This is a genomic window from Parabacteroides goldsteinii DSM 19448 = WAL 12034, assembly GCF_000969835.1.
In the GTDB taxonomy this organism is placed as follows: Bacteria; Bacteroidota; Bacteroidia; order Bacteroidales; family Tannerellaceae; genus Parabacteroides; species Parabacteroides goldsteinii.
Map to the genome: position 1 here is coordinate 3,100,660 of NZ_KQ033912.1, position 20,400 is coordinate 3,121,059.

At 48.2% G+C, this 20,400-nt stretch carries 19 protein-coding genes; 4 read left to right on the forward strand and 15 right to left on the reverse strand.

What is annotated here, in order from left to right:
* Window positions 1-39 precede the first annotated feature (39 nt).
* A complete protein-coding gene (dacB, locus tag HMPREF1535_RS11340; RefSeq protein ID WP_046146176.1) occupies window positions 40-1,515 on the forward strand; it encodes a D-alanyl-D-alanine carboxypeptidase/D-alanyl-D-alanine endopeptidase in 1,476 nt (491 codons plus the stop codon).
* Here dacB and HMPREF1535_RS11345 read toward each other — a convergent pair.
* From HMPREF1535_RS11345 to queC, 10 genes are all read right to left on the reverse strand, one after another.
* Window positions 1,512-2,264 (reverse strand): LytR/AlgR family response regulator transcription factor, encoded by a 753-nt coding sequence (locus HMPREF1535_RS11345; RefSeq protein ID WP_046146177.1) that lies wholly within the window; start codon window positions 2,262-2,264, stop codon window positions 1,512-1,514. The genes dacB and HMPREF1535_RS11345 overlap by 4 nt on opposite strands.
* A 9-nt stretch (window positions 2,265-2,273) precedes the next feature.
* A complete protein-coding gene (locus HMPREF1535_RS11350) occupies window positions 2,274-3,371 on the reverse strand; it encodes a sensor histidine kinase (RefSeq protein ID WP_046146178.1) in 1,098 nt (365 codons plus the stop codon).
* A 19-nt stretch (window positions 3,372-3,390) separates the two neighbouring features.
* Window positions 3,391-4,611: an ABC transporter permease gene (locus HMPREF1535_RS11355; RefSeq protein WP_009859869.1), complete on the reverse strand. Its 1,221-nt coding sequence runs from the start codon at window positions 4,609-4,611 to the stop codon at window positions 3,391-3,393.
* 2 nt (window positions 4,612-4,613) lie between these two features.
* Entirely contained in the window at window positions 4,614-5,354 is a 741-nt protein-coding gene (locus tag HMPREF1535_RS11360; RefSeq protein WP_009859868.1) for an ABC transporter ATP-binding protein, read from the reverse strand.
* 146 nt (window positions 5,355-5,500) lie between these two features.
* On the reverse strand, window positions 5,501-6,712 hold the full coding sequence (locus HMPREF1535_RS11365; RefSeq protein ID WP_046146179.1) for an efflux RND transporter periplasmic adaptor subunit: 1,212 nt from the start codon (window positions 6,710-6,712) through the stop codon (window positions 5,501-5,503).
* 35 nt (window positions 6,713-6,747) lie between these two features.
* On the reverse strand, window positions 6,748-8,103 hold the full coding sequence (locus tag HMPREF1535_RS11370) for a TolC family protein (RefSeq protein WP_046146180.1): 1,356 nt from the start codon (window positions 8,101-8,103) through the stop codon (window positions 6,748-6,750).
* 299 nt (window positions 8,104-8,402) lie between these two features.
* Window positions 8,403-9,029: a hypothetical protein gene (locus HMPREF1535_RS11375; RefSeq protein ID WP_046146181.1), complete on the reverse strand. Its 627-nt coding sequence runs from the start codon at window positions 9,027-9,029 to the stop codon at window positions 8,403-8,405.
* A 28-nt stretch (window positions 9,030-9,057) separates the two neighbouring features.
* A complete protein-coding gene (locus HMPREF1535_RS11380; protein WP_010800764.1) occupies window positions 9,058-9,843 on the reverse strand; it encodes a 3-keto-disaccharide hydrolase in 786 nt (261 codons plus the stop codon).
* Window positions 9,844-9,934: 91 nt separating this feature from the next.
* Entirely contained in the window at window positions 9,935-10,399 is a 465-nt protein-coding gene (gene queF, locus HMPREF1535_RS11385) for a preQ(1) synthase (RefSeq protein ID WP_046146182.1), read from the reverse strand.
* An 8-nt stretch (window positions 10,400-10,407) separates the two neighbouring features.
* The gene (queC, locus tag HMPREF1535_RS11390; protein ID WP_046146183.1) at window positions 10,408-11,079 is read right to left on the reverse strand and encodes a 7-cyano-7-deazaguanine synthase QueC; all 672 of its coding nucleotides are present in this window, start codon (window positions 11,077-11,079) and stop codon (window positions 10,408-10,410) included.
* A 237-nt stretch (window positions 11,080-11,316) separates the two neighbouring features.
* On the opposite strand from queC, the gene HMPREF1535_RS11395 reads away from it, so the two are divergent.
* Window positions 11,317-12,774, forward strand: a complete 1,458-nt coding sequence (locus HMPREF1535_RS11395) for an OmpP1/FadL family transporter (protein ID WP_010800762.1) — start codon at window positions 11,317-11,319, stop codon at window positions 12,772-12,774.
* Window positions 12,775-13,050: 276 nt separating this feature from the next.
* Here the strand turns inward: HMPREF1535_RS11395 and HMPREF1535_RS11400 are convergent, their stop codons facing one another.
* From HMPREF1535_RS11400 to HMPREF1535_RS11420, 5 genes are all read right to left on the reverse strand, one after another.
* Window positions 13,051-13,371, reverse strand: a complete 321-nt coding sequence (locus tag HMPREF1535_RS11400; protein WP_009859860.1) for a T9SS type A sorting domain-containing protein — start codon at window positions 13,369-13,371, stop codon at window positions 13,051-13,053.
* Between the two features lie 86 nt (window positions 13,372-13,457).
* Window positions 13,458-14,372 carry a ribonuclease Z gene (locus tag HMPREF1535_RS11405; protein ID WP_010800761.1) on the reverse strand — a complete coding sequence of 305 codons (915 nt, stop codon included), beginning with the start codon at window positions 14,370-14,372 and terminating at the stop codon, window positions 13,458-13,460.
* A gap of 320 nt (window positions 14,373-14,692) precedes the next feature.
* On the reverse strand, window positions 14,693-15,847 hold the full coding sequence (locus tag HMPREF1535_RS11410) for a cytochrome d ubiquinol oxidase subunit II (RefSeq protein ID WP_046146184.1): 1,155 nt from the start codon (window positions 15,845-15,847) through the stop codon (window positions 14,693-14,695).
* An 11-nt stretch (window positions 15,848-15,858) separates the two neighbouring features.
* Window positions 15,859-17,424 (reverse strand): cytochrome ubiquinol oxidase subunit I, encoded by a 1,566-nt coding sequence (locus HMPREF1535_RS11415; protein ID WP_046146185.1) that lies wholly within the window; start codon window positions 17,422-17,424, stop codon window positions 15,859-15,861.
* An 11-nt stretch (window positions 17,425-17,435) separates the two neighbouring features.
* The gene (locus HMPREF1535_RS11420; RefSeq protein ID WP_009859856.1) at window positions 17,436-17,663 is read right to left on the reverse strand and encodes a DUF4492 domain-containing protein; all 228 of its coding nucleotides are present in this window, start codon (window positions 17,661-17,663) and stop codon (window positions 17,436-17,438) included.
* A 287-nt stretch (window positions 17,664-17,950) separates the two neighbouring features.
* Between HMPREF1535_RS11420 and HMPREF1535_RS11425 the strand changes: the two genes are divergently transcribed.
* Both HMPREF1535_RS11425 and HMPREF1535_RS11430 read left to right on the forward strand, forming a co-directional pair.
* Entirely contained in the window at window positions 17,951-19,423 is a 1,473-nt protein-coding gene (locus HMPREF1535_RS11425; RefSeq protein ID WP_009859855.1) for a Gfo/Idh/MocA family protein, read from the forward strand.
* Between the two features lie 20 nt (window positions 19,424-19,443).
* Entirely contained in the window at window positions 19,444-20,298 is an 855-nt protein-coding gene (locus HMPREF1535_RS11430; protein ID WP_046146186.1) for a 3-keto-disaccharide hydrolase, read from the forward strand.
* The last annotated feature ends 102 nt before the right edge of the window (window positions 20,299-20,400 follow it).

The following is a 20,400-nucleotide window of genomic DNA, read 5'->3' on the forward strand; positions in this document are numbered from 1 at the left end:
GCTGAACAAAGATAGAATAAAGTAGAATAGTATAATAAGATGATAAAGAAAATATTATGTGCCGCCCTGCTGCTCGGCTGTTTTTTACAGCCACAGGCACAAACTCCGCAGCCTGTCAAACAGTTACTGAATGCTCCTTATATGAAAGGGGCTACTTTCTCCATCGTGGTGAAGGACCTTCAGGATGGGAAAACCGTCTATAATTATGATGGGGACCGGGAGGTTTCGCCTGCTTCCGTGTTGAAAACCGTCGCTACGGCTACGGCTCTGGAGATTTTGGGGGACGATTACCGTTTTCCGACTTCGCTGGAGTATGACGGTTCTATAAAAGAGGGTGTGCTGAACGGTAACCTGTATATCAAAGGCAGTGGCGACCCGTCGCTGGGTTCGGCTCATTTCGCTCCGAACAGGAATGCGTATACGCCTGCGAAAAACAAATTCGTACCGGAATGGATTGCAGCTTTGAAGAAGGCCGGTATCCGGAAGATTGCCGGGGCGGTGGTGTCGGACGAGCGAATCTTTGATACGGAAGGTGCTTCCATCAAATGGCTGCGGGAAGATATGGGAAATTATTATGCGCCGGGCAGCTACGGGGTTTCCGTGTTCGATAATATGTATAAATTGTATCTGAAGTCGGGCGCTGCTGGCAACCGTCCGGTGGTGACCGGCACTGAACCGGAACTGCCGGGTGTCCGTTTCACCAATTACCTGAAAGCGGCGCCTGTCTCGTCGGACAGTGCCTATATTATCGGTGCTCCGCTTGCCGGCGAACGTTATTTATACGGTGTCGTTCCTGCCAATCGCGAACGCTATGTGTTGAAAGGAGATATTCCTGATCCGGCATTGTTCCTGGCGGAGTATCTGACCGGATGCCTGGAACGCGAAGGCATTGCGGTGGGGAAGGAGCCGACCTGTTACCGGATTGAATCGGAAGCGGGGCGATGGAAGACGGTGGAGAGGAAAACGATTATCACCACCTATTCCCCAACGTTGAAGGAGATTGTGGGTGTGACGAACCATGTGAGCCATAATTTGTTTGCCGATGCGTTGGTCAAGACGGTCGGTCTGCAATATACTCCGCGGAAGAACGAGGTTATTTCTTCTTTTGGCCGGGGTGTCCGGGTGGTTGCCGCCCATTGGGACAGGAAGGGGCTGGATGTTTTCCCTTTGCGGATGCACGATGGCAGCGGGTTGGCTCCTGCGGATAAGGTTTCTGCGGAGTTTATAGCCGATTTGCTGGTTTATATGGCGACGAAGTCCGATTATGCCGAAGCCTTTATCGAATCCTTGCCGCAGGCCGGTATCGAAGGTTCGGTGCGAAATTTCCTGAAAGGTTCCGGTTTGCAGGGGAAGGCTCGTCTGAAAAGTGGCGGAATCACCGGTGTGCGAAGTTATGCCGGCTATATAACAAAAGACGGCAAGCGGTATGCCGTTGCCGTTTTCTCCAATAACTATGCCTGTAGCATGAGCGAGATGACGAGAGGGTTGGAAAAGTTGCTATTGCAACTTTTCTAAGGCAGCAGTGCCCTCTGTGCCAGAAACTCCATGAACTTCTGTTTGTAGTTGTCGGAGATGGGGATGTATTCTTTGCCGAACACAATCCGGTTGCGTTCGATTACTTTGATCTTTTCCGGCTGGACGATAAAGGAGCGGTGCACGCGGATGAAGCGGTTCGCCGGCAGCATGTCTTCCAGGCTTTTCATACTCATCAGCGAAAGGATGGGGTGGGTTTCGCCTTCAACGAATATCTTGACATAATCTTTCAGACCTTCGATATAGAGTATTTTACGGAGTTCGACCTGTACCAGTTTATATTCCGTCTTGATGAAAATGCTTTCGACGGAAGGGGAAACTGCCTGGGAAGAGGCGGTTCGCGAACCACCCGTACTTGCGCCTTCGCGTAGCAGTTCGTACCATTGCAGCGCCTTATTGGCCGATTTCAGGAAGTCGGCGTAGCTAATCGGTTTCAGCAGATAATCGAGTGCGTTGACCTTATAGCTGTCGAGCGCATACTGGCTGAAAGCAGTCGTAAAGATGATGCGCGTATCGGTCTTCAGGATGCGGGAAAACTCCATTCCGTTGAGCTCCGGCATCTGGATATCGAGGAAAAGCAGGTCGACCGGCTCTTTGCTGAGGGCGGGAAGCGCGTTGACGGCGCTATTGTATTTTCCCGCCAGTTCCAGGAAAGGCGTCTTGTTTACATAACTTTCCAGCAGGCTGATAGCCAGCGGTTCGTCGTCGATGATTGCACACTTCAGAATCATAGCCTAATTTCATTTTTCACTTTTCGGTTCTTCGCCGCTTATTTGCAGCTCCAACATGCTGTAGTAGTTGTCACCCTCTACACCATATGAGAAGATATGCCGGTTCGGATAGATCAGTTCCAGGCGTTTCCGCAGGTTCTTGATTCCGATTCCCGAGCCGCTCTTGTCCTGTTCCGCATCTTTCGGGAAATAGCTGTTTTTCAGGTGGCAGACAATCCTGTCGCCTTTCTGGTGGATATCCAGGTCGATGAACGATGGCTTGCTGTTGCTGACTCCGTGTTTGAAGGCATTCTCGATAAGCGAGATAAACAGCAGGGGAGCAATCGGCGCGTCGGGCTTGGTGGCAGCTATTTCCGTTTTCAGTTCCACATGTTCCGGCAGGCGGATACGCATCAGTTCCACATAATTACGGATGAAATCCAGCTCTTTTTCCAGTAACACCTGCGGCTGGCTGCTGTCGTAGAGTACGTAACGCAGCAGGCGGCTCAGGTCGTGGACGGCTTCCTGTGCCCGTTCGGGACTGAAAGCAATCAGGCTGTAAATGTTGTTGAGCGTATTGAACAGAAAATGCGGGTTCAACTGGCTTTTCAGGTTCTGCAATTCGGCTTCGGCACGGCTCTTCTCCAGTTCGCGACGCATGGATTCTATCTGGTACCAGCCGCTGGTCATCTTGATGGCGACACTCAGGCCGGCCACCAACGCATAAAGCATGGCGTTGACCGTAAAGAAGCCGATGACATCTTTCAACTCCCTCTCCGAACGATGCGGATGAGGAATCTCCGGCGGCGGCAATAATTGCATCAGCAAGTGCACCAGGATGATTGCCGCGGCAATCAGGGCCACGTTGCTCAGGAAAAATTTCCATCCGTGACGTGAAAACAGATAGCGGTTGACCAGCAGGAAATAATTCACGTAGAAAACCATCATGAACGATAACGGGACGATGACGGAACGTAAATAACTTGTGACGGTCAATACCTGCGACTCCCTGCCTGTAAAGAAAAAAGGCAGTCCGAACAGGATTCCCCAGGCGGCAATATGGATAATGCCGCCCATCCCTTTGAAAGGGGGAGAGATGTGTGTCTGTGTTGTTCCTTCTGTTTTCATCTGCTACAAAGATATTAATTTATTCGTAACGAATCGCCTCGATCGGGTCGAGCTGGGCCGCTTTCTTGGCCGGATACCATCCGAAGAAGACACCGGTGACGGTACAGACGGCGAACGAAAGCACTACGCTCCACGGTTGTATGTAAATCGGGAAGTGGGCCACCGCGTTCACCACCAGGGCCGCGCCTACACCGAGCACCACGCCGATTAATCCGCCGGTCACACTGATCAGGATGGATTCAATCAGGAACTGTGCCAGGATGTCGATGCCCTTGGCGCCGATACTCATACGCAGACCGATTTCGCGGGTACGCTCCGTGACGCTGACGTACATGATATTCATAATCCCGATACCTCCAACGAGTAGCGAAATACCGGCCACAGCCGCCAACAGCACGGTCATCATGTCCGTAGTACTTGTCAACATCGTGCTCAACTCCTGCTGACTACGGATGGTAAAATCATCATCGTCACTTTCCTTCAACTTATGGTTGCGGCGCAGTATTTCAGTTATCTCGTCAATGGCCTGGTCGGTATATTCCTCTTTGAGGGCCGAACAGGTGATGCCTTGCAGATGGGTGATGGCCAGGACCTTTTTCTGAATAGTTGTGTATGGAGCTAAGATTAGGTCGTCCTGGTCCATTCCCATGCTGTTGTATCCTTTGCTCTCCAGCACGCCAACGATGCGGAAAGGCAGTTTTTGAAAACGAATGACTTTTCCCACGGGATTCTCGCCACCCGTGAAAAGGTTGTCGACGACCGTCTTGCCGACTACGCAGACTTTGGCGGCGGTCTGGATGTCCTGTTCGGTGAACATATCACCGTCGCCTACCTTGTAACGGCGGATTTCCAGATAGTCCGGACTGATACCGTAGACGGTGGTCGGGGCGTTGTTGGCGCCGTAGATGGCTTGTCCGCTGCTGTTGACCGACGGTGAAACGGCAGAGACATAGCGGGTCTCGTCGACGATATTCTGGTAGTCTTCCAGCTTCAGCGTCTCCATGGCGGAGGCATCCTGACGGACACCGCCGCGGACGTCTGCGCCGGGATGTATCATAATCATATTGGAACCCATCTCGCTGATTTGGGCCTGTATGCTCCGTTTGGAACCTTGCCCGATGGCCAGCATCGTAATTACGGAGGCTACGCCGATGATGATGCCGAGCATCGTCAGGAATCCGCGCAACTTGTTGTTGGCAAGGGCACGGAGGGCTATTTTTATGAGGTTTGTTCCGTTCATAATCAATCGTCATTTTTCGGCAATTTGGCTAATGCCTCTGCCGCATTTTGTATGTTGTTGTTCACTGTATCCGCAGTGACATGCCCGTCGCGCAGGGTGATGTTACGGCTGCTGTATTGGGCGATCTCCGGATTGTGTGTTACGAAGATGATGGTACGTCCTTCGGCATGGAGCTTCTGGAAAAGTACCAGTATCTCGAACGAGGTGCGTGTGTCCAGATTTCCCGTCGCTTCGTCGGCGAGGATGACTGCCGGGTCGTTCACCAGGGCACGGGCGATGGCGACGCGCTGCATCTGTCCGCCGGACATCTGGTTACTCTTGTGCATCAGGCGGTCGCCCAGCCCTACGGCCACCAGTGCCTCTACGGCTTTCTCGTGGCGGGCGGCGGCACTGAAAGAGGGATTGTACATCAGGGGGAGTTCCACGTTTTCAACGGCTGTCGTTTTGGGCAGCAGGTTGTAACTCTGAAATACGAATCCGATCTTGCGGTTACGCAGCGTGGCACGGGCGTTTTTCCCCATGGTGCGGACTGAGACGCCGTCGAGATAGTATTCGCCGCTGGTCGGTGTGTCGAGGCATCCCAACGTGTTCAGCAGCGTACTTTTTCCTGAGCCGGAGGTTCCCATGATGGTCACGAATTCGCCTTCATGTATCGTGAAGCTGACACCCCTCAGGGCGTGGACGGTTTCGTCACCGACATGGAAGTCACGCTTGATATTATCTAGTTTAATAATCTCTTTCATTGTTCGTTCTGTTGTTTAATTCTGACACACCCCCTGCCCCCTCTCGAGAGGGGAAGAGTTACTACTTGTTGGTAGATAACAGGTAGTGTCGGGAGTTTCCTTTCCCCTCTTGAGAGGGGGCAGGGGGTGTGTTACAGTTTACAATATCACTTCTTCTTGTTTCCTCCCGGAGGTCCCGGCATGAACGGGCTCTTTTCGGCTGCTTCGGCCATTGGGGCGGGAGCGTCGGAGGTCAGGTCTACGGCTATTTCTTCGCCTTCGGTCAGTCCTTCGGTCACTTCAATCATATTGCCGCTGGTAGAACCGACGGTGATGGCTTTCGGAGTCAGCTGTTGTCCTTGTTTTACCCAGATGATGCGTTTGCCGGCGGGAGCTTCCTGTGCACTGTTTTCGGCGGTGTAGCCGGTGCCCGGCAATAACTCTTCTTCAGGGACGAAACGCAATGATTTGGTCGGCACTGTCAACACGTTTTCGCGTTCAAGCGTATAGATGGTGACGTTGGCTGTCAGACGTGGTTTCAGCTTCAGGTCGGGGTTGTCGGCAGTGATGACCACCTCATAAGTGACAACGGTTGAAGTGGAGGTCGACGAACTGCTGCTACTGCTACTGTCGCCCAGGCGAATCTGCCAGACGGTTCCTTCGAACACGTCGTTCGGATAAGCGTCGACGGTGAAGCTGACGCGCTGTCCGTTTTCTACGTTGCCTATATCGGCTTCATCTACATCGGCGATTACCTGCATCTTCGTCAGGTCGGCGGCGATGGTGAACAGGGTCGGAGTTTCGAAGCCGGCGGCAACGGTCTGTCCTTCTTCAACGGCACGGTTGATAACGACACCGTCTATCGGGCTGGTGATGGTCGCGTATTCCAGGTTGCGGTTTACCTTCACCATCGAGGCCTGGCTCTGCTCGTAAGCGGCTTTGGCCTTCTCGTAATTGTAGGTGGCCGTTTCGTAATCGGCGTCGCTGATTAGCTTCTTGTCGAAAAGGACTTTGCTGCGGGCATAGTTCTTTTGCTGGTATTCGTATTCGGTCTTGCTGCTAGCCAACTGGGCCTGGGCGGAAGCGAGTTCGGCTTTCAGGTTGACTTTATCCATTTCTGCGATTAACTGGCCGGCTTTCACAACGTCGTTGTAGTCGGCATAGAGCTTGTCGATGATGCCGGATACCTGTGTACCGACTTCGACCTCGGTCACCGGTTCGACTGTCCCGGTTGCCGTTACTGTGTTTGAGATGGAGCTGCGGCCTACTTTGGCTGTCTCGAGCCGGATGCCGCCTTTCGACGTTTTACCTGTGAAGAACCAGATTCCTCCGGCTACGACCAGCACGCCTGCTATACCGATAATAAGTTTCTTGTTCATATCTTTATCTGTTTTATTTTTTCTTTACTGGAAATTTAGAGCAGGTCGATTTGTTCTCCCTGGTAGAATCGCAGCAGGCCTGCATTCAGGATCGCTGTGTATTTGGCCTGGAGCGTTTCCTGTTGTGCGCTTAGCAGGTTGTTCTTTTCCGTGAGCAGTTCCACGGTGTTCTTCATGCCCAGGTTGAACTGTTCGCTGACAAGGGCGTAGCTGGCCTGTGTGCTTTTCAGTTTCTGGGTGGCGGCTACGTATTGCTGCTGTGCGCTGTTGGCACTGAGCCAGAGGCTTTCGATGGTTTTGTAAAGCGTTTTCTGGTTGTCCATCAGGTCCAGTTCGCTGGTCTGACGTTGCAGTTTGGCTTTATTGACAGCACTTTTGGTTTGCCGCTTGTCGAAGATGGGGATGCTCAGGGTCAGCCCTATCGAGTTGTTCCAGTTCTGTTTCACCTGTTCGCTGAAGCTGAAGTCGTTGCCGTTGGCATTGGTCGTTCCGATGCCGGCGCTGAGGCTCAGGCTCGGAATGTATCCGGCGCGGGAAATCTTGATATTCATGTCGGAGGCCTCTATATTTAGTTTGCTCGATTCGATTTCGGGACGCAGGTTGAGGGCGGTCTGATAGACGTCATCCTTGGTAGGGAGCGGTATCAGCACGCTGCTGTCGTCGAGTGGCGGTAGGAAAAGGTCCATTTCGAAGTCGCCGTCGAGTTCGAGGAGTTGCTTGAGTTGCAGCTTGTAGTTTTGCAGGGTCGTTTGCGAAGTGACCAGCTGGTAGTTGTCGTTGCTGACCTGTGCTTCCAGTTGGGCGAGGTCGCTGGAGGCGATGCTTCCGGCGTTGAACAGTTCCTGTCCGCGTTCGAACTCTTTCCGGCTGACTTCCAGTGTCGATTCGTTCACCTTCACGGCTTCGGCGGAATAAAGTATCTGCACGTAGAGTTGGGTGATGTTTTCCTCGATGGAGTTTTCGCTCTCGTCGACGGTGAGTTCGGCTATGCGGCTGTTCAGTTGTTGCTGTTTGAGCGTGTTCACCCGTTTGCTTCCGTTGTACACGGTCCAGTTTGCATCGATGCCGTAGCTGCCGTTGTACGAGGTTTTGCTTTCGCTGGTGGTGATGTTGTCGCCGCTGATGATGGTGCCGCTCGCGCTGTTCGGACGGTTCACGATACGCTGGCTGATATTACCGCTCAGGGAAGGGAGGAAATCCGCTTTTGCCGTCTTTACATCTTCCTGGGTGCTTTCGACGTTGATGCGGTTTCGACGAATAGTGATATTATGCTCCAGTGCATAATCGATACAATTACGAAGCGTCCATTGCTTCGGCATGTCGTCTTCTGCTTTCATCCCGGCGGGCAGGAGAAGCAGGCAAGAGAGGATTATTAGAGATACTTGTTTCATAATGCTTTCGTTTTGCGACCTAAACATTCTTTTTACCTTGTTACGAAGCAAAACTACTTTACATTAAAAAACTATACAATCAGAATAGAAATAGGGCAGTGGTTCATAGACGAATACGGGAATTTCACCGATAAACAGGAAAGGGCTGTTGTTAATAACAATGGTATATAAAGTTTGTAGATGGCACACAGATGACGCAGATTGAGCAGATGACCACAGATTTATATTATTTAAAAATATATTATCTGCGGCTATCTGCTCAATCTGCGTGCTATCGTGTGACTGAAATCTCCGATTTCTTATCGTTCGAGAGAAACGGTTGTTTTGCCACCGGACTTCCGGATGAATATCTTCTTGTCGTACTCATCGTCATCCGAGTAGATATGTGTGCCGTTGTATTTCCAGGAAACGATTTTCCCCCAGTACTTTCCTCCGACAACGCCCTTGTCTGTGTATTTATAGGTGATTTCCATTTTATCGGTATCGCCGTTTACATAGATAGGGAACGTATAAGTACTTTGTCTTTCATCTCCGTAAGCGCTCACCGTACAGTAATGGAGTTGTTCTTCCGAATCATAAAGTATCCAGTTGTGATTGCCGTTGTAGCGGATGGTGTTGCTTTCGATGTCGCGGATGTTGTCGTAGGTGCGTTCGAGCGGATTGTCCAGCTCTTCGTTCCACGAGACAGGGAAGGTTTTCAGGTCGCTCGGGTTGATGAGGTCGTTTCCCTTTTCATCCATATAATAGAATCGTAAAGTGTTTCCTCTTGAAAAGAAGTTTCCCTCCGGTATATTGTTATACCATACTTCTTCGTTGTCTTCTTCCTCATCTCCGTCTTTGCCGTTTAATAAATAGTTGTTGCAGCCGGAAAGGACGGTCGCACAAAGGAACAGCAGCCATATACCGAATAGGTTATTTGTTTTCATCGTATATAAACACTTTACTTATTGATTCTTATAACTCTCTCAACCAGATATTCCGGAAGCTGATCGGTTCGCTCGGATCGCCGTGGCTTTGCAGGATAATCGGGCCGGCTCCGTGGGGAACGACTTTCGGGAAGCCGATATATTCGGTTGTTCCGAGGATGGTCGTGTTGTTCTGCAAAACGATGCCGTTCTGGATCACGGTGATGCTGGGGGGAACGCGGTAGGTTCCGTCTTCCTTGAAAATCGGGGCGGTGTAGATGATGTCGTATACATTCCATTCGCCCGGTTTACGCATGGCGTTTGCCAATGGCGGTGTCTGTTTGTAGATACTGCCGGTTTGGCCGTTCACGTATGTTTCGTTGTTGTAGCAATCGAGTATCTGAACTTCGTACATCCCTTGCATGAAGATGCCGCTGTTGCCGCGTCCCTGGCTGGTTCCGGTGATATTCTCAGGAACACACCATTCGATATGTAGCTGGTAGTTGTTGAACTTCTGTTTGGTCTGGATATCACCGGTCTTTTTATTGACTGTGAATACGCCGTCGTGAACGGTCCATTGGGCCGGTTGGCCGTTGGTGCTTTCCCAGGCGGAGAGGTCTTTGCCGTCAAACAGGACGATGGCATCCGACGGGGCGGAATTTGTTTTGATATCTCCCGGAGTTACAATCTTGGGTTGAGGCGTCCAGTATTCCGACATGCCCGGAGTCATCTTTTCCGGTTGCGGATACTCTTTTTGTTGTGCGCTCAGATTTACGCAGGCGGTGCAGGCCATAGCGGCCAGTGTTGCCTTGATAGTGAAATTTCTATTCCTCATGGTCTAAATAATTATGTAGGTTTACAATTAAGTGATTGCAAATCTACATAATTATTTGCCACGTTGTAGCATCTGCTACCGGAAAATACTTTTATGCGTTATGGTTGAAGAGGCGTTGTTCGGCCAGTTGCTCGTATTTGGTGTCCGGACGGCCGTAGTTGCAGTACGGATAGATGCTGATGCCGCCGCGAGGGGTAAAGATGCCCGTCACTTCGATATATTTCGGGTCCATCAGCTTGATAAGGTCTTTCATGATGATGTTGACACAGTCTTCATGGAAGGCTCCGTGGCTGCGGAAGCTGAAGAGGTATAATTTCAGACTCTTGCTTTCCACCATCTTCACATCGGGTATATAGTCGATATGGATGGTCGCAAAATCGGGCTGTCCGGTGATGGGGCAGAGGCTGGTGAATTCGGGGCAGTTGAAACGTACCCAGTAGTCATTACCTTGATGCTTGTTGGTAAATGCTTCCAGCACTTCCGGAGCATAATCCTGTTTATATTCGGTAGAACCACCCAGGAGGTGCAGTTCGTTTTCATTCTTTCTTGTATCCATTTTTGCAGTTACTTGTTAGCTGTTAACTTCCTTTTAAGGTATTTCTCTAATCCTTCCCGGCGCAGTTTGCAGGCGGGGCAATGGCCGCAACCGTCGGCTGGGACGCCGTTGTAGCAGGTCAGTGTCTGCGTGTGGACCAGGTCGAATACGCCCAGTTCGTCGGAGAGCTGCCATACTTCGCTTTTATCGCGGTCCATCAGAGGTGTATGGATGACGAACTGTTCATCCATCGCCAGGTTCAGCGTCACATTGAGCGAGCGGACGAAGGTGTCGCGGCAATCGGGATATCCGCTGAAATCGGCCTCCGATACGCCGGTGACGAGATGGAAAATCCCTTTGCTCCGTGCCATGATGGCAGCGAATGTCAGGAAAACCATGTTCCTTCCCGGTACGAAGGTGTTCGGATAACTGTCGGCCGGTTTGTCTTCATCCATTTCGATAGAAGTGTCCGTCAACGAGTTAGGCGCCAGTTGGCTGATTAGCGATACGTCCAGCAATTGGAACGGCACGTCGGCATCGGCAGCAATCTTGCGTGCAATATCAATTTCGAGGGAATGTTTCTGGCCGTAACTAAAACAGACGGCTTCTACGCGTTTAAAGTGCTTCTTGGCCCAAAACAGGCAGGTGGTGGAGTCTTGTCCACCGGAGAAGCATACCAGAGCGGCATCTTGATGTTTCATATTTTTCTTGTTTTATACGTGGTTCAGCAAGCACACGGCAAGGGAAACGTTCCTTTGCGTTGCAAAGATAAGGAGATTTTCTGAATTATTTATTCTGTGGAGTAATTGCACAATAAATGCGGAAATGTGCCGCACATTCTTGTTAAAAGTGTGCAATATTAAAGAAAAGTCTTTATCTTTGCCGGCGTTTGCATCTGAGAGGATGTTATAAGAGAGGTATTAATTAATGAATATTTTATGAAGAAAGTTATCGCTTTAGCATGTCTTTCCATGCTTCCGATGTCGTATGCAGCGGCAGAGGGTTACCAGGTTAACGCTCAGAGTACCAAGCAGGCAGGTATGGGACACGTAGGTGTAGCCATGAAGTTGGGTGCAGAAAGCATGCATTTTAATCCGGCTGGTCTGGTGTTTATGGATAAGAACGTGGATTTGTCGGCCGGTATTACCGGGGTGTTTGCCAATGGTAAGTTTACGGGAGATGATGGTTATGTACAAAAAACGGATAATAAGGCAAGTACTCCTTTATATGTATATGCCGGTTTCAAGATTTATGACTTCCTGGCAGCCGGTATCAGTGTAAACACTCCTTATGGTAGTGCGATTAACTGGGGACGCGACTGGAAAGGTGCTCACCTGGTGCAGGATATCTCTTTGAAGGCATTCAATATTCAGCCAACTGTTTCCTGGAAGATTATGGATAACCTGAGTATCGGCGCAGGCCTGATGATGGAATTCGGTAATATTGAACTGAATCGTGCCTTGATTGCTCCGCGTGCCATGACAGGTTTGGCTGAGAGCATGATGGGGCAACTTGGTCCGATACTTGAAGCAAAGCCGGAATTGAGACCGGTTGTTGACCAGTTGGTCACAGAAATGGCTAAATATGACGAAGTATCCGCAGCTTCTGCTTCTTTGAAAGGAGATGCAGGTATCCGTTTCGGGTTCAATGTGGGTGCGATGTATGATATTAACGATAAATTCACGGTCGGTTTATCTTACCGTTCAAAGGTGAAAGCCCGTGTGAAAGAAGGTGATGTCCGTTTGAGCTATGCTAATGAATTAGGAATTAAAGGATTGTTGGAACAGGTAAATGGCTTGGTTGGTCAGCTCCAGGCAAGTGGCATCACTATTCCCGGTATTCCTGAGGGCGGAATCAATATTCCTCCACTGGACCAGGCTACTTTCTCTGCTGAACTGCCTCTGCCGGATAACTGGAATGTCGGCCTGACTTACAAACCCAATGACCGCTGGATTGTTTCCGGTGAAGTTCAGTTTGTAGGCTGGGGTGCTTACAACTCTTTAGTTGTGAACTTCTATCCGGCATCCGAATTGAGCGATTATGATATCGATGCCCCGAAGAAATATAAAAACTCACGTATCTATCGTCTGGGAACTCAGTTTGCAGCAACAAACCGTCTGGACCTTCGTTTAGGTGCATATTTCGACGAAACTCCGGTAGAAGATAATTATCTGAATCCCGAAACTCCGAGTATGAACAAACTGGGTATCACTGCCGGTTTGAGTTTCCGTCCGTTACAGTCTTTATCCGTTGATTTTGCATTCTCTTATGTAACAGGTTTCGGGCGCGACGGTTCTTATACCGACCTGGACCTTTTAAAGAAACCCCGTACATTCGGCGGACATTACAACGTATATGCCTTGATGCCGTCTATCGGTCTTTCCTACGCTTTTTAACCTATACATATATAATTACAGAAGAAGAGGGCTTGTCTTGGTGGCAGGTCCTCTTTTCTTTTCGGGAAGACGGAGGTTTGTTTTATTCGGGAAGAACTTATAGCTTGTGCGGATGAAATAAAAGTTCCATCAGGGTGGGGAAATAAGCCCATTGCAGTGGGGATTTTTCCCCATTATGGTGGGGACTTTTCCCCACTGTGTAAAAAACTTTGGGGAAATTAGAATGAGATGTGATGGATATAAATAAAAAGATATCCAAAAACAACGGAGATGTATTTAGCGGATGGCTACTTTGCGGACAGTTTCGCCGATGCGGACGATATAGTAACCTTTGGCGATGTTAACGGTGTATTCGCCATCCGGTTGTTTCAGCTCGATTTCCTTGACACGGATGCCTACTACACTGTATATTTCCAGCTTGCTTCCGATGGGAGCATTCTTCACAACCACCTTGTTGTCGTAGGCGCTGATTTCGATAGAATCGGGTTCTGCTTGCTTTATGGCATGCGTTGCCTGAACCGTTTGCTGCGCACTTGCAATAAACGGGGAACCAACGTAAGCGCTGATCAACAGGATTATGGAAAATAATATTCTCATATTCGAAACCCTAAATTCGTACAAATGTATGAATAATTTTGAATATGCTGGATATTTGGCAGTTATTATTTAAGAAAACCACGATATTATATGGGCAAAACCATCCCTTCGGCTCCGAGAATGGTGCCGGGATATACTTCTTCCGCTTCACGATGCAATGTTGCCAAGTCCTCGTAACGGGCAGAATAATGGCCGATAACGAGGCGTTTGACACCGGCTTTCAGAGCGATGTCTGCTGCTTGCCGTGCTGTAGAATGGAATGTTTCTTTGGCGCGTGCCTTGTCGCATTCGGCAAAGGTTGCCTCATGATAAAGAAGGTCTACCCCTTCAATGATCGGGATGACGGAAGGATTGTAGGCCGTATCCGAGCAATACGCATACCGTTTGGGGGGAGCTGCCGGGCGTGTCAGTCGTGAATTGGGAATCACTTCTCCTTCCGGTGTGACATAATCCTCTCCCAGCTTGATATCCTTCATGCATCTGACGGGGACCTGATAGAAGTCGGTCATCTCGCGGATGATATGGGCTTCTTTAGGCTTCTCGGCAAACAAAAAGCCGCAGGTCGGGATACGATGTTTCAGGGGAATGGAGTAGACGGAAAGCGAGCGATCCTCCATAATCAGCGAATGACTACGTGTATCCACAGGATTGAAACGGACTTCGTAAGGCATGCCTTTACAGAATGTATCCAATACCGGACGCATATAGTTTTCGATCTCTTTGGGTGCATGTATCACCAGTTCGCCGGTGCGTCCCAGCATACCAAGTGTGGAGATCAAGCCGGGCAGACCAAAACAATGGTCACCATGCAGGTGGGATATGAAAATATGATTCAACCGACTGAATTTGATACGCATATGGCGCATCTGCACCTGTGTGCCTTCGCCACAGTCTATCATATATAATTTGTCCCGTAAATCTACTACCTGAGAGGTTGCCAGATGCCGTGTTGTAGGTAAGGCCGAACCGCATCCCAAAATGTTTAAATTGAAATCTGCCATAAAGGAATCCCTTGGATAATTGTTTGCAAAGATAATACAAAAGCATCTGTGTTCTGTGAAAAATAGCAAAAAATGCGGTCGGATTGTTCCGAAGATGCTTCGGATTACATATATTTGTTTGCTGTCCTAAAGGAAGCATTCTATAGTAAGTAAAAAAGACTTAAGATATTTTATTCTAAGCCTTAACTAACTTTTTCTTTTTGTTTAAAACGGTTAAATGTAGAAACGGCCAAGCGTGAGCTTCGCCGTTTCCTTTGTTTTATGGGGTATGTTTCTTGCAAAGGGCGGTTCGTGAACCGCCCGTACGGACGCCGTGTTCTTTAGTAAGTGTGCCCGTCTTTCTGTTCCATCTCTTCTGCGTCGATCTTATGAAGATCGAGTGCCCTCCATGCATAGAATATATAAGCCAGCACGAACGGAACGAGAATGGATACGTAACTCATCACTTTCAGCGTGAACGGACTTGATGAACTATTCTGAAGAGTCAGCGAACTTTGCAGATCGGTCAACGACGGATAATAAGCCGTGTTGTTCCAACCGGCACAGAGCAATAACGCCAGTACGGTGAGGACGGTCCCTGTTCCGGCAAACCAGATTCCTTTCCGCCACGTTTGCGACAGGATTGTTTTAATAATACCGAACAAAACAAGCACTACGCCCACCAGCAGAACTGCCAGTACAGCCGGCATCTCGATCAGGTTGATGAAATATTTATAAGGCTGCATAAACACCTCCTGCGTTTCCGGGTTCACGGCAAAACCGTCTACCAGCATCAAACGTATGAGGAACAGCAGGAAGAACACCAGGAACAACGCTGTTTCCGGTATCAAGCGTTTCCGGCAGCGGCCCACTATATCCTTATTGTCAATATTGTTGATGAAATAGAGCAATGCCTGCACACGTGCCAGGAAGAATACGGCCAACCCGAGACAAACGTTCCAGAATACAAATGCTGCTTCCAGTCCGTGCAGAGAGTTATTCCAGGTCGAGATAACCGGCATGGCAATGTCTGTCATCTGTCCTTTATTCACTGAAAATTCGGCTCCGTTGAAGAATGTCCCTACGGCGGTTCCCAGCAGGATCGGACCCAGCACGCCGTTGATGATCAGGAATACCTGGTAAGTCTTTTTGCCCAGTAAGTTCCCTTTTTTAGCTTGGTATTCGTAAGATACGGCCTGTATCACGAAGCAAAGCAGAATGAGCATCCACACCCAATAAGCACCGCCGAAACTGGTCGAGTAGAATAAGGGGAAAGAGGCAAAGAAGGCACCACCGAAAGTAACCAGCGTTGTGAAGGTAAACTCCCATTTACGTCCGGTTGAGTTTAATAGCATCTTTTGTTCCAGCTCCGTCTTTCCGATCGAAAAGAGCAATGACTGACCTCCCTGTACAAAAAGCAGGAATACTAACAGTGCTCCCAGCAGGGATACGAGGAACCACCAGTAATGTTGTAATAATATATATGTACTATCCATGGTGTATATTTTTAGTTTTCATTGTTAGTAGATACGGCCGGTCCTTTCTTGATAGCCTTCACCATAATTCCCACTTCGGCAATCAGTAAGATGGTAAACAGGATCAGGAACAGGAAGAAAGTGGTCTGTACAGACGACGTAGCCAGTTTGGAGATAGATGCGCTCGTCGGAAGGATATCCTGTATGGCCCAGGGTTGGCGTCCCACCTCGGCAACGATCCATCCGGCCTGTCCGGCAATATATCCCAGCGGGATCGACCACAGGCATACTTTCTGAAGCCAGCGGGTGTCTTTGAACTTGTCTTTTTTACTCCAGATGATCGCAATGATAAAGAGCAGGATGAAGTAACCTCCCAGAATCACCATGATGCGGAAGGAATAGAACGTCATTCCTACATGAGGAACCAGGTCGCCCGGATCTTTGATGTAACCGTAACCGAAATAAGGAAAGTTTTCTTCAAGTGTCGCCCGGTATTGTTTGGCGGCCACTTCGTTTTTCTCTTTCTTGGCTTCGCGGTATTTGGCGAGTGATTGGATAGCCAGTTGCCCTTTGGCGATCTTTTCGGCAGCGGAAAGGGCCGGCGTGCCGTCTTTGGTTTCATATCCTCCTTCGATCAGATTATTGATACCCGGCACATATCCGTCCATCTTGCGTTCTGCCAGCAAAGACAGCATTTTCGGTATTTGTATATTAAAGATGAATGGCTCTACATTATCTTTATAACTGGTCTTTTCCGGATTCAGCATCCCGATGCCCACCAGTCCGACACCGTTTCCTCCTTCGTAAAGGCCTTCCATGGCAGCCAGCTTCATCGGCTGTTTCTGAGCAACCTGATAGGCGGAACCGTCACCGGTCCAAAGGATCAGTAAAGAAGCAACCAGTCCGAAAATGGCGCTGATCTTGATACTTTCCAGGGCAAAACGCGTTTCCCGTTTCTTCAACAGATACCAGCTACTGATGCCTATTACAAATAATGCACCTACGATCCAGCCGGATAATACGGTGTGGAAGAATTTATTGATGGCGACAGGCGACAAAGCGACTGCCCAGAAATCGAACATTTCGTTGCGTACCGTGTCCGGATTGAATTGCATACCTGCCGGATGCTGCATCCAGGCATTGGCGATCAGGATCCACAGGGCGGATAAGGTGGCTCCGATGATGGTCAGCCAGGTAGAAGCCAGGTGGAAACGTTTGCTCACCTTGTCCCAGCCGAAGAACATAACCGCGATAAATGTCGCTTCCATAAAGAAAGCAAGGATACCTTCGATGGCCAGCGGCGCTCCGAAAATATCTCCGACGAACCAGCTGTAGTTCGACCAGTTCGTCCCGAACTCAAATTCGAGAATCAGACCGGTGGCGACACCGATCGCGAAGTTAATACCAAACAGCTTCATCCAGAACTGAGCTGTCTTTTTCCAGAATTCGTCACCTGTTTTGTAATAAATGGTTTCCAGTATTGCCTGGATCACACCAAGCCCTAAAGTCAGGGGTACAAAAAGCCAGTGATACATGGCCGTCAGAGCGAATTGCGCCCTCGACCAGTCAATCAAAGAAGTGTCAATGCTTTCGATCATAATTATATTAATTAAGGAGTAATTGCTCGATTGATCAATTCACCCGATACGTGTTCCTGTTTCTCGGAATCGCTGTCAAACTGTCCCAGGTAATTAGGAAAGAAAAACAGTTTTAATATAAAAAACATGATGAAGAGCTTGACCAATATAATCAGCCATAGCGTTTTACCCAGCTTCATTTCACGAAATCCTTCCAGGTAAAATTGGTAAATTCGAACAAGTATTGGTTTCTTTTTCATGTTCAGCTCTTCATTTATATAACAGAAATCCGGTGAATATGTTTTGTGCTAGACAAATATAAAAGAAAGAACGACTTTTCAAACACCTAGTTCTATAGATAATATTTATGAAAAAATAGACATTGTCTATAAGCACTGTTAAAAAAAACTATTTTGAAAAAGAAAGCGGGAAGGACGGCTTGTTGTTATTTTCGCATTGGCTATATTTGCGTCAGTTTGTGTTTTTAAGATGTGACAATTGAATCAGAATATTATTATTAAGTGCTAATCTATAAAAAATTATTACTATGTCAAACATCACTAGAAGATCATTTCTTCAAAGAGGCGCAGCCGCTGCTGCTGCTTTGACCATTGTTCCGGGTTCCGTTTTAGGAAAAAGTCATGGGTATGTGGCTCCAACAGATAAATTGAATATTGCTGCTGTCGGTATCGGCGGTATGGGACATGCCAATATTAATGCTGTAAAAGGAAGTGAAAACATCGTTGCTCTTTGCGACGTGGATTGGAAATATGCGAAAGGCGTATTCGACGAACATCCGAATGCTAAAAAATATTGGGACTATCGCAAGATGTACGATGAGATGGGTAAATCTATCGATGCCGTTATTATCGCTACAGCCGACCATACACATGCTATGATTACGGGAGATGCGATGACATTGGGCAAACATGTTTATTGTCAGAAACCGTTGACACACTCTGTGTACGAATCTCGTTTGTTGACTAAATTGGCTGCTTCTACAAATGTTGCAACTCAGATGGGTAACCAAGGTTCTTCTTCTGAAGATACGGATTTGGTTTGCGAATGGATCTGGAATGGCGAAATCGGTGATATCACAAAAGTTGAATGTGCGACAGACCGTCCTATTTGGCCGCAAGGTTTGAATACTCCGGATAAAGCAGATAAGGTGCCTTCTACATTGAACTGGGATTTATTTACCGGTCCTGCCGAATTGAAACCTTTCAACAAAATTTATCATCCTTGGAACTGGCGCGGATGGTGGGCTTATGGTACAGGTGCTTTAGGCGATATGGCTTGCCATATCATGCACACTCCGTTTAAGGCATTGAAATTAGGTTACCCGACAAGCGTTGAAGCTTCCTCTACTTTGTTGCTTCGTGATTGCGCTCCTAATGCACAACATGTGAAGTTTATTTTCCCGGCTCGTGAAAATATGCCGAAACTGGCCATGCCGGAAGTTGAAATTCATTGGTATGACGGCGGTATGATGCCGAATCGTCCGGAAGGTTTCCCGGAAGGAAAAGAATTGATGGGACCTGGTGGCGGTCTGACTATTTTCCATGGAACGAAAGATACATTGATTTGCGGTTGTTACGGACAGCAGCCGTTCTTGTTGTCAGGTCGTGTTCCAAATGCTCCTAAAGTATGTCGTCGTGTAAAAGGACATGAAATGGATTGGGTACGTGCTTGTAAAGAAAATGCATCCAGCCGTGTACAAACAAAATCGAATTTCTCGGAAGCCGGTCCGTTCAACGAAATGATCGTGATGGGTGTATTAGCAGTTCGTTTACAGAGTTTGAACAGAACATTGAAATGGGATGGCAATAACATGCAATTTACGAACATCGGTGATAACGAAATGATAAAGACTTGTATCAAAGACGGTTTCACTATCAAAGATGGTCATCCTTCGTTTGCAAAGGACTGGACAGATCCTGTTAATGCAAAACAGTTTGCAGCAGAACTGATCAAGCACAACTATCGCGATGGTTGGAAATTGCCTGATATGCCTAGATAACAGTTTTAAACTACATAAAAATGAAGAAGTCAGTATTATTTGTCAGTGCCGCGCTGATGATGTGCTATTTTACATCTTGTGGCGGTGGAAAGAAAACAGATGAAGCTGCTGCCGATGTAACAGCCGAAGCAGGAACAGAAGCTGCTGTTCCTGAATACAAATTATTGGATTTACCGACAGTCGACTTGTCTAAATTCCCGAAAGATGCCGATGGTTGGATTACTATGTTTGATGGTAAAACACTGAATGGCTGGAGAGGATATGACCGTACAGATGTTCCTAATGCTTGGGAGGTGAATGACGGCGCAATTCATATCAAAGGCTCCGGTGCCGGTGAAGCTGGTGCTAAGGACGGTGGTGACCTGGTATTTGCTCATAAGTTCAAAAATTTTGAGTTGGAATGGGAATGGAAAGTAGCTAAAGGCGCTAATTCCGGTGTATTTATTATGATCCAGGAAGTGGAAGGACAACCTTCTTATATTTCTGCTCCTGAATTCCAAATCTTGGATAACGCAAACCATCCGGATGCCAAATTGGGTAAAGATGGCAATCGTATGTCTGCTTCCCTGTATGATATGATCCCGGCTAAACCGCAGAACTCTAAACCGTTCGGCGAATGGAACAAGTCTAAGATCATGTGTTACAAAGGTACGGTTGTTCACTATCAGAATGACGAACCGGTTGTTGAATATCACTTGTGGACACAGCAGTGGAAAGAAATGCTGGACAAGAGTAAATTCAGCAAAGACAAATGGCCGTTGGCTTATGAACTACTGTTGAACTGTGGCGGACCTAACAAAGAAGGTTTCATCGGTTTGCAGGATCATGGTGACGACGTTTGGTATCGTAACATTAAGATTAAAATATTGGATTAATCTTTCCGTAGTTTACGGATAACTTATTGATAAATACCCGAAATCGGAGGTGCATCCGGTTTTCGGGTATTTTTTTTGAAAATAGTTTGTCATTCCTGTAAC